Here is a 13,114-nt window from a genome sequence, read left to right as displayed (position 1 = left end):
CAAATGCTAAAGTTCATGATATACTAATATAGGTACCTTATGCTACGTATATCGTTCCCGTCGATACACTTGGCTGAGGCAAATATTATTAAGGGGGAAACATTAAATGTTAACAAAAGAAGAAAAATCAAAAATCATTGACGATTTTAAAATGCATGAAGGAGACACTGGTTCTACAGAAGTACAAATAGCTATACTTACTAAGAGAATTAATGATCTTACAGAACACTTAAAGACACACAAGAAAGACCATCACTCAAGAAGAGGTTTATTTAAAATGATCGGTAAGAGAAAAGGTCTTCTAAAATATTTGTATGACACTGATATTGACAAATATCGTGAATTGATAGAAAGATTAAATATCAGAGGATAAAGAGGGCGGGGCTATCCCGCTCTTTTGTTAGATTAAAGGAGATGTGAGATGCAAGAAAATTTTAAAACTACCTTAGCAGGTAGACCTTTAGAAATTGAAACAGGAAAGATGTGCGAGCAAGCTGGTGGTTCTTGCTTAGTTAAGTATGGAGATACTTACGTTTTAGTTAATGCGACAAGCACAAAAGCACCTAGAGAAGGGGTAGACTTCTTCCCACTAAGTGTAGACTACGAAGAAAAGTTTTATTCTGTTGGTAAGATACCAGGAGGATATATAAAGAGAGAGGGAAGACCTTCAGAGAAAGCAGTTTTAACTTCAAGGCTGATTGATAGACCAATTAGACCTTTATTTCCTGAGGGCTTTTTTAATGATGTACAAGTTATAGCTACTGTATTATCAGTAGACCCAGATAATAGCCCAGAAATCGCTGCGATGATTGGTTCATCAGTAGCTCTATGTATTTCTGACATACCATTTAACGGACCAACTGCAGCAGTTTACGTTGGACTTATAGATGGAGAATATGTAATCAACCCAACACAAGAAGAGATGGATAAGTCAGATATAAACCTATGTATATCAGGAACAAAGGACGCCATCATGATGGTTGAATCAGGATCAAATGAAGTTTCTGAAGAAGAAATGATTAAGGCTATACTAAAAGGACATGAAGCTATCAAAGAAGTATGCGAATTTGAAGAAGAAATCATTAAAAAGATAGGCAAAGAAAAATATTCGTTCGAAAAATTTGAAGCTAAAGAAGAAATATTTAAAGAAATAGATGAAGAATTCAGAGAAGACATCAAAAACTCAATATTCGAAGCTGATAAGGTTCAAAGAATTGAAAACAGTGAATCTCTTAAGGATACTATAGTAAATAAATATCTTGAAAAGTATCCAGATGATCAAAAGAGCATACTAAAGACTATTGACGATATTACAAGTGAAGAGTTCAGAAAAGGTATACTTGAAAGAAACTTAAGACCAGATGGAAGAAATACTGAACAAATCAGACCACTTTCTGCTGAAGTTGGCTTATTGCCAAGAGCTCACGGCTCAGGACTATTTAAGAGAGGTCAAACTCAAGTATTAACTATAGCTACACTTGGCTCATTCGGCGACAGCCAATCACAAGACGGCCTAGTTGAAGAAGGCGAAAAACACTATATGCATCAATACAATTTCCCACCATATTCAGTAGGAGACGTTAGACCGCTTAGAAGCCCTGGTAGAAGAGAAATTGGTCACGGAGCACTTGCTGAAAGAGCTCTAGTTCCAGTTATACCTTCACTTGAAGAGTTCCCATACACAATTAGACTTGTATCAGAAGTACTAAGCTCAAACGGCTCTTCATCACAAGCAAGTATCTGCGGTTCAACACTAGCTCTTATGGATGCGGGTGTACCTATTAAAAAACCAGTAGCAGGTATTGCTATGGGACTTATTAAGTCAGATGAAACTACTAAGATATTAACAGATATTCAAGGCCTTGAAGACCACCTTGGAGACATGGACTTTAAAGTAGCTGGTACTAAGGACGGTATCACAGCTATGCAAATGGATATCAAGGTTCAAGGTATAGACGAAGAGATAATGAAAGTTGCTCTAGAACAAGCAAAGGCAGCAAGATTCCAAATACTTGATGTAATCAGATCAGCTATCGATGCACCAAGAGCAGAATTATCAGAATACGCTCCAAAGATTGCAACTATCAAGATTGACCCAGACAAGATTAGAGACGTTATCGGCTCAGGCGGAAAGGTAATTAACAAGATTATCGAAGAAACAGGCGCTAAGATTGATATCACTGATGACGGTGACGTATACATCTCAGCTGATACTATGGATGGCGTTAACGGCGCTAAGAAGATGATTGAAGACATCGTTAAAGAAGTAGAAGTTGGCGAAGTTTACTTTGGTAAGGTTAATAGAATAACTAATTTCGGTGCCTTTGTTGAAGTATTAAACGGCAAAGAAGGCTTACTACACATCTCACAAATCTCTAAGGAAAGAGTAAATAAAGTTGAAGATGTATTAAAGCTAGGCGACGAAATCATGGTTAAGGTTACATCTATTGACGAACAAGGTAGAATCAATCTTTCAAGAAAAGCCTTAGTAGAAAATTCTGATGAAGAATCTAAATAATTAGGATAAAAAGATGGCAACTATTAAAATAATAAATATGAGCAAAAACGATATACCAAAATACCAAACTGAAAACTCTGCTGGCGTTGATATAAGAGCTTCACTTGATGAGAATCTTGTATTAAAGGCAGGCGAGTTCAAACTAGTAAGTACAGGTATCTATCTAGAGATACCTTCCTCTTACGAAGTTCAAATCAGAGCAAGATCGGGCCTTAGCATTAAGCACGGCATTGGTCTTGTCAATGGTATTGGCACTATAGACAGTGATTACAGAGGCGAAATAAAGGTGCCTCTAATAAACTTTTCTAAAGAAGATTTTACTATTGAGAATGGTATGAGAATCGCTCAAATGGTTTTATCTAAGTACGAAAAGATAGATTTTGAAGAAGTAGATGAGCTTTCAGACTCTGAAAGACAAGATGGCGGCTTTGGCTCGACAGGAGTAAAATAATGACATTACTTAAAGCAATAATACTCGCTATCGTACAAGGCATAACAGAGTTTTTACCAATAAGCTCATCAGGCCACTTGGCCATACTACAAATATTATTCAATATAAAAGAAGGTAATGTGTTTTTCTCGCAAGTTTTACACTTCGGAACATTGCTTTCTATTTTGCTTGTTTATCATAAACAAGTTATAAACATGATTGTGGAGTTTTTCAAAATGCTTGGCTCTTTAATAAAAAGAGAAAAGATCAAGCTAAACCACTATCAAAAACTAGCTCTATACATTATATTAGCGACTATACCTACAGTTATCATCGCTTTGTTTATAGAGAAGTATTTGGATCAATTATATATGTCTTCATTAATCATAGGACTATGCTTTATAATAACAGCCTTTATGATATACTTCATCGACATCAATATTCATGGTAAAAATACTATGAGGATAACTGATGCTGGCATGCCTAAAGTGCTTGCTATAGGAGCAATTCAAGGTGTTGCAGCACTACCAGGTATATCAAGATCAGGCTCAACTATATTTATATCTCATATATTGGGAATAAATAAGAAGGATGCGGTAGATTTTTCTTTTCTACTAGCTATACCAGCCATGCTTGGCGGCTTTATACTAGGTTTAAAAGACATATTTAAAGAAGGATCACAAGTAAGCTTCGACATCAATGCAATTGTTGGACTTATTGTGAGCTTCATAACTGGAGTTTTAGCAATCAGATTAATAAAAGTGCTTATTAAGAAGAAAAAATTCCATGTATTTTCATATTACTTAGTTGTACTAGGTATTATTTGTATAGTATTAAATTTTATATAAAAGATATATAAGCGAAGGGATTGTATGAGAACTACAAATAAAAGAACAAACAAAAGAACTAAGAGTAAAACAAATAAAAAGGTAGATAAGAACGAATCTTTATTGATATCTGGTCTTATAATACTTTTTGCGTCCATATTTTTGCTAATTTTTGCAAATAGTGATGCAACAGGTGTTTTTGGCAGATGGATAAAGAGCAGTCTTGTCTACCTTTTTTCAATTGGATACAATATATTTTTATTCTACTTATTGGCTATATCTTTGGTATTATTAATTCCAAAGTCAAGGAAATATGCTAGCAAATTGATTATATCATTAAGCATAGTCTTCCTAAGCCTTTTAGTTATATTCGACTCATCGACAGTAGTCATGAGCTCATTCTCTTCGCACGTATCTCAAGCGACAGAGCTAGCAAGTGAATTAAACTCAGGCGGCCTTATAGGCGGAGTAGTTGGTTACTTGTTCTACAGGCTTTTTGGCGGTGTTGGAACAGTTATCGTTCTAGTTATTATCAACATAATTAACATATATAGCTTAACTAGCATTAACAGAGCTGATATAGTTAAAACAACTGACAATACTATGAATAAGCTTCAAGATGGCGTTGAAAATAGCATAGAAAAAATAAAAGTAAAGAGAGAAGAGAAGAAGAATAGAAAGATAATGTCTTCTGATGACATATTTAATGACGAAGATGATGTAAAAGCTATAGACAGTGTTAATAATAATACATCAAATCATAACGATATTAAGATTGAAGGCCTTGATGATGATCTTTTCGATATAAATATTAATGACTCATCAAGAGCTAATAGCCTTGACACAATTGATAAGCCTAGTGAAGATAAAAAAGCAAATGAGGATAAAAAGCTTGAGAGGAAAGCTAAGCCTAGTAAAAAAGAAAGTGAAAAGACAGAAGATACTGGTGAAGAAATTGATATAGAAAAAGAAATTCATAATGAAGACATAATTCATTACGAATTCCCATCATTAAATCTTCTAAAAGAAGTAGAAGTGACTAACACAAACTCAAAGGGCAGAGAGATTAAGGACAATATCAAAATTATTCAAGATACACTTAATAACTTTGGCGTCGACGCCAAGGTAATTGGCGTTAACAGCGGTCCAACTATTACCTCATACGAGATAAGTCTTGCTGCTGGAGTAAAGGTAAGTAAGATATTAAGTCTATCAGATAACCTAGCTCTAGCACTAGCAACGACTGATATAAGGATACTTGCGCCTATACCAGGCAAGAGCGCAGTCGGCATAGAAGTGCCTAATAAACATAAGGATACACTTCTACTAAAAGAGATTTTGGATAGCGATGAATTTAGAAATCTTAAGTCAAAATTGCCGCTTGCTCTAGGAAAAGATGTTACAGGCAATACCATCATCAGCTCCATTGCCAATATGCCTCACTTACTTATTGCAGGTGCAACAGGTTCAGGTAAGAGTGTTTGTATCAATACCATAATCATGAGTATACTTTATAAGGCAAGACCTGACGAAGTTAAATTAATCATGATTGACCCGAAAGTTGTTGAATTAAACGTTTATAACAATATACCTCATCTATTGATACCAGTAGTGACAAACGCTAAAAAAGCGCAATTCTCACTAAATTGGGCAGTTCAAGAGATGGAGAGAAGATACCAACTATTCGCAAAGAACAATGTTAAGGACATGCAAAGCTATAATGAGCTTGATACTATCACTGAAAAGATGCCTCAAATCGTTATAATTATAGACGAGCTTGCTGACTTAATGATGGTTGCTGCAACAGAGGTCGAAGACGCTATCTGTAGACTTGCTCAAATGGCGAGAGCGGCCGGCATGCACTTAATTGTAGCGACACAAAGACCATCGGTCGATGTTATTACAGGAACGATAAAGGCAAATATACCTTCGAGAATTTCCTTCCAAGTTTCCTCGCAAATAGACTCAAGAACTATACTTGACATGAGCGGCGCGGAAAAACTACTAGGCAAGGGCGATATGCTTTACTATCCATCGAATCTATCAAAGCCAATCAGAGTTCAGGGCGCCTTTGTCAGCGATAAAGAGGTTAAGAGTGTTTGCGACTTCATCAGAAATCAAGGTGAAGCAAACTACAATCAAGAGGCGGTTGAATCCATCACAACAAATAACACTAGTCAAACAATGCAAGACGATAAGGACGAGTTATATAATGATGCGGTTAAGTTAGTTGTAGCTGATGGACAAGCGTCGATATCATACTTACAAAGAAAGCTTAAGATAGGCTACTCACGTGCCGCAAGAATTGTCGATCAAATGGAAGAGATGGGCGTTGTGAGCGGCTACGATGGATCAAAGCCAAGAAAAGTACTGATTGAAGAAGAAGACTTAGAAAATTTATACGGTGAAAGCGGTGACGGACTTGAATAAAGTATTTATACTTACTATGGGCTGCTCAAAAAACGATGTAGACTCAGAGACTATGGCATATAAATTAAAGAACAGTGACTATAGTATAATAAATAATCCAAATGAAGCTGATTATATAATCATAAACACTTGTTCTTTTATAAATGCAGCTAAGGAAGAGTCGATAGAGGCTATCTTTGATATGATTAATCAAAAAAAGGAAGGCGCTAAGATTATAGTTAGCGGCTGCCTTGCTCAAAGGTACTCAAAAGAGCTAAAAGATGAAATTCCTGAGATAGACATCATAGTTGGTACAGGTAATTTTCAAAATATTTCTGAAATAATTAAAGAATACGAAGAGAATAATAAAGACGATGTTTATATAGACAACATCAATGCTGATATTGAATATATAGAGAAAGATGCTGCGGACATCACTGAATATGTTAAAATTGCTGAGGGCTGTAACAATAACTGCTCTTACTGCATCATACCAAAGCTTAGAGGCAGACTTAGATCGAGGTCCATTGATGACATAGTTAATGAGATTAATCATCTATATAAGCTTGGCACGAGAGAAGTCATTCTTATCGCACAAAATACAACAGATTATGGCATGGATATATACTCAAGGCCATCACTGGCTATGCTTTTAAAAGCAATACTTGAAAGGACCAAGATGCCTTGGATCAGAATTATGTATTTATATCCTGATAATATCACAGATGAATTAATCGACACATTTAACTCATCAGATAGAATACTTAAGTACATGGACATACCTCTACAACACGCATCAGACCACGTTCTTAAGATGATGAATAGACACATCAATAAAGACGAAATACATGAGTTAATCACAAAATTGAGGACTAATATAGACGATTTAGTTTTAAGAACTACATTCATAGTCGGTTTCCCTGGCGAAAGAGAAGAAGATTTCGAAGAGCTTCTTGATTTTATTAAGAAAGAAAAATTCGATAAGCTTGGCGTCTTTGAATATAGTGATGAAGAAGGCACAAGAAGCTACTCTTTTAGCGAGAAGCTTGATGAAAAGACTAAGAGAAGTAGAAGAGATGAGATTATGGACGCGCAAATGGATATATCGAGAGAAAGTCTTGAGAAGAGAGTCGGAACAGTTATGAAGTGCTTAGTTGAAGACGGCGATGCTGGTGAATACACTCTAAGAAGCTTTATGGACGCTCCTGATGTCGACGGAGTAATTTACTTAAGTAGCGATGAGGAGCTAAGACCCGGTAGCTTTGTAGATGTCAAGATTACAGAAGCACTTGATTATGACTTAAGAGGTGAAATTTATGAACCTAGCAAATAAAATTACAATGTTTAGGATATTCTTATTACCATTTTTTGTAATAAGCTGTTACTATGATCAAAGCGGTATATCAAGTCTAGCAATATTCCTTTTGGGATCTTTTAGTGACTTTTTAGATGGCTACGTTGCTAGAAAGTACGATATGATTACTGATTTTGGTAAGTTTATAGACCCAATAGCTGATAAGATCCTTGTACTAAGCGCCTTCATTTTGTTTATAGAAAGGGGCTTCGTTGAGCCATGGGTAGTCATAGTAGTTTTGTTTAGAGAATTACTTATCTCGGGCTTTAGGATGCTTGCTGCGAAGAAAAATATATCCATAGCAGCTGACATCTTCGGCAAGCTTAAGACGACAACACAGTTCTTCTCAGTAATATTTTTCTTCTTAACAATTATTTTAATAAATAGAAATATGTATATAATAGGAAAGGTGTTATTATACATTTCCGTAGCACTAACAGTTTTATCGATGATAAACTATCTATATAAAAACAGGGAAGTATTCAATGGAACAATGCAATAAGATTATTGAAATATTAAAAGAAAATAATTTAAGCATATCAGGCGCTGAATCAATAACAGGAGGCCTTGTATCGAGCAAGCTAGTTAAGGTAGCTGGCGCATCTGATGTCTTTCGCGGAACATTAGTTTCATATCAGTCATCGGTTAAGATAAATACACTGAAGGTAGATAGCGAATTGATTGATAAATACACTCCAGTATCTATCGCAGTACTATCTGCCATGCTAGATGGAGCTAAGAGACTCTTTGATACGGATATAGTCTACGCTATAACAGGAAGCGCTGGACCCACATCATATGACGGGATACCAGTTGGACTCGTTTACTATGGACTAAGCTATAAAAATCATCAATATTTACATAAAAAGATTTATAGCGGCTCAAGATGTGATATAATAGAAGAAGCGAAGAATGATTTAATCGATTTAATATTAGAAATAATAAGTAAATAATAGAGGTGAAAAAATGGACATGAACGAAAAAGAAAAAGCTCTTAATGAAGCTTTGAAAAAGATTGAGAAAGATTTTGGTAAGGGCTCAATAATGAGACTTGGCGACCACGCTAAGCTAAATATTGAAAGCATTCCAACTGGCTGTTTGTCACTTGACATGGCTTTAGGCATTGGCGGTATACCAAAGGGTAGAATCATCGAGATCTACGGACCAGAATCAAGTGGTAAGACTACTTTAACACTACATGTAATAGCAGAATGTCAAAAGAAAGGCGGTACAGCTGCTTTCATAGACGCAGAACATGCTTTGGATCCTCAATATGCAAGAAACCTAGGGGTTGACATCGATAAGCTCATAGTGTCTCAACCAGACAATGGTGAACAAGGCCTTGACATTGCTGAAGCACTTGTTAGGAGCGGCGCTGTTGATTTAGTTGTTGTTGACTCAGTTGCAGCTCTTGTACCTAAGACTGAAATCGAAGGAGCTATGGGTGATGCGACTATAGGTCTACAAGCAAGACTTATGTCACAAGCGATGAGAAAGCTTTCTGGTGTTATATCAAAAACAAATTCAACAGTAATATTTATTAACCAATTAAGAGAAAAGATTGGTATCATGTTCGGTAGCCCTGAAACAACTACTGGTGGTAAGGCATTGAAGTTCTATTCATCAGTTAGACTTGATATAAGAAAGTTTGATGTAATCAAGCAAAAAGAAGAGACAGCTGTTGGTAAGAAAGAAGACGTTATCGTTGGTAACAGAGTTCGTGTAAAAGTTGTTAAGAACAAAGTAGCTCCTCCATTTAAGGTAGTTGAATTTGATATCATGTATGGAACAGGTATCTCCAGGGAAGGAGACATCTTGGACGTTGCAGTTGATAGAGGCATAGTTGATAAAGCTGGTGCGTGGTTCTCATACAACGGTGAAAAGCTTGGCCAAGGAAGAGAAAATGTTAAACAATTATTCAAAGAAAAACCTGAGCTTATGGAAGAGATAGAATTAAAGGTAAGACAAGCTTACAAGAAAGAAGACGAAGAAGCTGCAGAAGAAGCAGAACAAAACACAGAAGAATAAAGTTGATATAATGAAATTTGTATTTATAACAGATACACATATAAAAGAAAAAAATCCTATAAATAGACTTGATAATTATTTTGAAACGGTAATTAATAAGATTGACGAGGCTGCTCACTTTGCAGTTGAAAACAATGTTAATTTTATAGTTCACGGTGGAGATCTTTTTGATACTCCAACCGTTTCAACTATTTGTCTTGTCAAATTTAATAGGATTCTTTTTTATTTAAAAGAGCATAATATAAAGTTTTACATCGTTAGTGGCAACCACGACATCTATGGCCGCAATCCTGATACGCTTCCTAGAACACATTTAGGCCTACTCGAGTCTTTTGGAGCGGTTAAGATGCTTGATAGAGAAAGTACCATTGAAGAGAACTTTGCTAATGGTAATAGCGTTAAAATCATAGGCACACCATATATATACAAGATGGACGCTGAAGATAAAGAAGCCTATTTACTAAGTGAATACGACAAGAAAGATGGAGAATTCCTAATCAATGTTGTTCATGGTATGCTATTAGAAAAGCCATTTATAAAAGAGATAGAACACACGGTAGTTACTGATATAATTAACACTAAGGCCGATCTTACTCTTTCAGGTCACTATCACACAGGCTTTGGAGTGATTAGTCTCAATGGCAGGACGTTTTTAAATCCAGGCTCACTTACAAGGTGCTCAAACACTACTGAAGAGTACAAGAGGATGCCTCAGTATGCCTTAATCGAGATCAATGATGACTTAAAGCCAAAGATTGAGCTCATCGATGTGAAGTGCGCAAAACCTGGATATGAAGTTTTAGACAGGGAATACATTGAAAAGCACAAGAATGATAAATTAGAAGTTCTTAATTTTGAGAACACCATAAAAAAAGCGGCTGACTTTGATAAGTATGATTACTATAGCGTTTTCGAAGAGATAATCAAGGCTGAAGGCGTTGAAAAAGAAGTCATAGATGAGGCGAAAAAGCGTTTAGAGAAAGCGGAGGAAGATATTCATGGTCAAGATTAATAAGATAGATCTAATAAATTTTCAGTCGCATAAATTCACTTCGCTTAACTTTGATGATGGATTAAACGTCATTGTAGGACCATCTGACAATGGTAAGACAGCTATACTAAGAGCGATACGCTGGGTACTTTTTAATGAACCGCAAGGCATGGGTATGCTTAGAAATAACGAAGACTTTGTATCAGTAAGACTTTATTTCAACAATGACTACTCAGTTGAGAGAAAGCGCTCGAAAAAAGAAAATCTATACATTATTTACAATGAAAAGACTGGCGAAGTTCAAGAGTTTAACAGCTTAAGGACAGGACTTCCGCCTGAAGTATCAAACGTGATGAAGATAAAAAAGATCACGCTTGATAAGTCTAATGACATAAACTTCAATATACAGTTCCAGCACGATGGACCCTTTATGTTTAGCTTCACGGCGACACAAAAGTCGGCTCTTATCGGCAAGATGTATAATCTAGATGTCGTTGACAAAGCTATTGACGATACGAATAAGGATATAAAATCGCAAAAGTCTGACATCAAGAGGATAAATGAAGAGATTAAAGAGCTTGATGAAAAGATATTAGCATATAAGGATATTGAAAAGGAAGAAAAATTACTTAAGGATAGAGAGACGCTTACTAAAAATATAGAAGACTCAGTAGAAAAATTAAAGCTGATAAACTCACTTAAAGCTAGACTTGACGAAAATAAGAAAAATAAAGACTATTTACTTGATAGAATAAAGGACTTCGACAAAGTGTTATCAAACGAAGCACTTATATCGAGCACGGCGAAGGCTTATGAAGTTTTAGAAAGCTACAAAACTTACAAGACAAGGCTCGATAAGATTAAAAATGAAATTAATAATACTGAGGCTATTTACAAGAAAAGTAAAAATATAACAGAAAAGCTCGACATTGACAATACCATAGCGAGGAACTTAAACGCTTTTACTAAGCTAAATGAACTCAAAAAACGTTTGAGTGACGTATCGGCATCCATTGACAAGGGTAGATACTTTATTAAGGACAACGATGAAAATTTAAACAGAGACTTAAAAGAGTATACAGAGCTATTAATAAAGCTAAAGAAGTGCCCATATTGCAACTCGGATGTTGATAAGGCGCACATTGACATGATAGTTAAAGAATATTTATAAAGGTGATATTATGGATTATACAAACAGACTTGAGGCCTTGAAGGACAGTTTAGACAAGGCAAAACTGAATAAGGTTAAGTACGAAGAAAGGCTTAATATACTTCTTAATGATAGGGAGAATATCATTAAAGAGATAAAAGCTCTTGGTATTGAGCCAGAAAATCTTGAAGCAGAGATAAAGAACTTAGAAAATAAAATAGCTACAGACATAACTAAGGCTGAGGAGCTTTTGAAAGACAATGAATAATTATGCTTTAGAGATAGACAGAATTAAAAAATTTAATAAGTCTCTAGAGAACAAGATTTTGCAAGACAAGACCAAGAAAGAGATGCTACTTGAAAAGAAGGCATCGCTTGCGAAAGAGGCAGAGCGCCTTGACGAGAAGAACATGATTTTCGAAAAGACTAAGCTGCTTTTAGAAAAGACGAGTGACTACGCTAGAAAAGAGGCTATAAAGAGCATTGAGAATATGGTTACGGGCGCACTTCATGAGATATTTGCTTCGCAAAGCAAGTTTGTGATTGAAGAGAAGAGCATAAACGGCAAGGTTGCTGTTGACTTTTTTCTAGAAGACGAGGTCGATGGCGAGAAGATAATGACTGATCCACAAGAACAAAGAGGCGGTGGCTATGTTGACATCATCTCACTTGCGCTTCGATTTGCAATGATAGAAGTATTTAATCCCAAGATTGAAGGACCAATACTGCTTGACGAGCCAGCAAAATTCGTTTCAGAAGATTATATTTATAATGTTGCAGAGTTTTTATCCAAGGTGAGCGAAAGCTTTAAGAGGCAGATAATTATGGTTACGCACTCAAAATATCTATCAAACATAGGTGATAAGACCTTTGAAGTTATCAAGCGTGACAACGTTTCAGAAGTAGTGGAGAAGTAGGCTTATGATTATTAAGATGCTAATTGGTTTAGTAAAGATAATCTTTATGATAGCGTTTTTCCCTATAATATTACTTTTATCTTTATTTAGTGATAAAAAGGATAGAAATAAAAATAAAAATAAAAAGCAAGCTAAGAAAGATGATCTTGCTTGGATAGATAGACTTGAAGAGCTTGATGCGCTTATAGACGATTAATTGAATATTAAAAAATGTCCTATATAAAGCACAAAATTGTGTTTTATATAGGATTTTTTATGAAATATATTTAAATCCACCAAAAAAGATACAACAATATAGCTAAAACATCATTAAATTTTAAGACTTCTAACCAAGTTATAAAAGATATTTTTCGAAGTGTAACATATGTCTTGACAATTAAGAGATATATGTCTTATCGTGATAGTTTTTGTTGTGTGGTATAACATATGTTACAAAAACAAATAAAAAAAGAGAGGTATTCTGATATAATAGGTTTGACAACAAAAAAAC

Annotated in this window: 14 protein-coding genes; all 14 read left to right on the top strand. The window is 35.3% G+C overall.

The features are described from left to right. Positions 1 to 106: 106 nt before the first annotated feature. Genes rpsO through AC1EJ0_RS05760 form a run of 14 tightly spaced genes read left to right on the top strand, consistent with a single transcriptional unit; the run spans position 107 to position 12,820 of the window. Positions 107 to 373, top strand: a complete 267-nt coding sequence (rpsO, locus tag AC1EJ0_RS05825) for a 30S ribosomal protein S15 (RefSeq protein WP_294797107.1) — start codon at positions 107 to 109, stop codon at positions 371 to 373. 48 nt (positions 374 to 421) lie between these two features. After that, positions 422 to 2,518, top strand: a complete 2,097-nt coding sequence (locus tag AC1EJ0_RS05820) for a polyribonucleotide nucleotidyltransferase (protein WP_480023590.1) — start codon at positions 422 to 424, stop codon at positions 2,516 to 2,518. A 13-nt stretch (positions 2,519 to 2,531) separates the two neighbouring features. Further along, entirely contained in the window at positions 2,532 to 2,969 is a 438-nt protein-coding gene (dut, locus tag AC1EJ0_RS05815) for a dUTP diphosphatase (RefSeq protein ID WP_480023589.1), read from the top strand. Beyond that, on the top strand, positions 2,969 to 3,796 hold the full coding sequence (locus AC1EJ0_RS05810) for an undecaprenyl-diphosphate phosphatase (protein ID WP_480023588.1): 828 nt from the start codon (positions 2,969 to 2,971) through the stop codon (positions 3,794 to 3,796). Before dut ends, AC1EJ0_RS05810 begins: the two co-directional genes overlap by 1 nt. Before the next feature lie 24 nt (positions 3,797 to 3,820). Then, a complete protein-coding gene (locus tag AC1EJ0_RS05805; protein ID WP_480023587.1) occupies positions 3,821 to 6,205 on the top strand; it encodes an FtsK/SpoIIIE family DNA translocase in 2,385 nt (794 codons plus the stop codon). Continuing rightward, positions 6,198 to 7,517 (top strand): 30S ribosomal protein S12 methylthiotransferase RimO, encoded by a 1,320-nt coding sequence (gene rimO / locus AC1EJ0_RS05800; RefSeq protein ID WP_480023586.1) that lies wholly within the window; start codon positions 6,198 to 6,200, stop codon positions 7,515 to 7,517. The genes AC1EJ0_RS05805 and rimO overlap by 8 nt, the downstream gene beginning before the upstream one ends. After that, positions 7,501 to 8,040, top strand: a complete 540-nt coding sequence (pgsA, locus tag AC1EJ0_RS05795) for a CDP-diacylglycerol--glycerol-3-phosphate 3-phosphatidyltransferase (protein WP_480023585.1) — start codon at positions 7,501 to 7,503, stop codon at positions 8,038 to 8,040. The genes rimO and pgsA overlap by 17 nt, the downstream gene beginning before the upstream one ends. After that, positions 8,024 to 8,491 carry a CinA family protein gene (locus AC1EJ0_RS05790; protein WP_480023584.1) on the top strand — a complete coding sequence of 156 codons (468 nt, stop codon included), beginning with the start codon at positions 8,024 to 8,026 and terminating at the stop codon, positions 8,489 to 8,491. Before pgsA ends, AC1EJ0_RS05790 begins: the two co-directional genes overlap by 17 nt. A gap of 19 nt (positions 8,492 to 8,510) precedes the next feature. Beyond that, positions 8,511 to 9,566 carry a recombinase RecA gene (gene recA / locus AC1EJ0_RS05785; protein ID WP_480023668.1) on the top strand — a complete coding sequence of 352 codons (1,056 nt, stop codon included), beginning with the start codon at positions 8,511 to 8,513 and terminating at the stop codon, positions 9,564 to 9,566. A gap of 10 nt (positions 9,567 to 9,576) precedes the next feature. Continuing rightward, positions 9,577 to 10,578 (top strand): metallophosphoesterase family protein, encoded by a 1,002-nt coding sequence (locus AC1EJ0_RS05780; protein ID WP_480023583.1) that lies wholly within the window; start codon positions 9,577 to 9,579, stop codon positions 10,576 to 10,578. Further along, positions 10,565 to 11,728, top strand: a complete 1,164-nt coding sequence (locus AC1EJ0_RS05775) for an AAA family ATPase (RefSeq protein ID WP_480023582.1) — start codon at positions 10,565 to 10,567, stop codon at positions 11,726 to 11,728. Before AC1EJ0_RS05780 ends, AC1EJ0_RS05775 begins: the two co-directional genes overlap by 14 nt. A gap of 10 nt (positions 11,729 to 11,738) precedes the next feature. After that, positions 11,739 to 11,975 carry a hypothetical protein gene (locus AC1EJ0_RS05770; RefSeq protein ID WP_480023581.1) on the top strand — a complete coding sequence of 79 codons (237 nt, stop codon included), beginning with the start codon at positions 11,739 to 11,741 and terminating at the stop codon, positions 11,973 to 11,975. Continuing rightward, positions 11,968 to 12,624 (top strand): P-loop NTPase family protein, encoded by a 657-nt coding sequence (locus AC1EJ0_RS05765; RefSeq protein WP_480023580.1) that lies wholly within the window; start codon positions 11,968 to 11,970, stop codon positions 12,622 to 12,624. The genes AC1EJ0_RS05770 and AC1EJ0_RS05765 overlap by 8 nt, the downstream gene beginning before the upstream one ends. Before the next feature lie 4 nt (positions 12,625 to 12,628). Next, positions 12,629 to 12,820 carry a hypothetical protein gene (locus AC1EJ0_RS05760; protein WP_480023579.1) on the top strand — a complete coding sequence of 64 codons (192 nt, stop codon included), beginning with the start codon at positions 12,629 to 12,631 and terminating at the stop codon, positions 12,818 to 12,820. Positions 12,821 to 13,114: the final 294 nt, after the last annotated feature.

The sequence above is a fragment of the Fenollaria sp. C0166D3 genome, from assembly GCF_056590255.1.
This window is presented reverse-complemented; position numbering and strand designations above follow the sequence as displayed.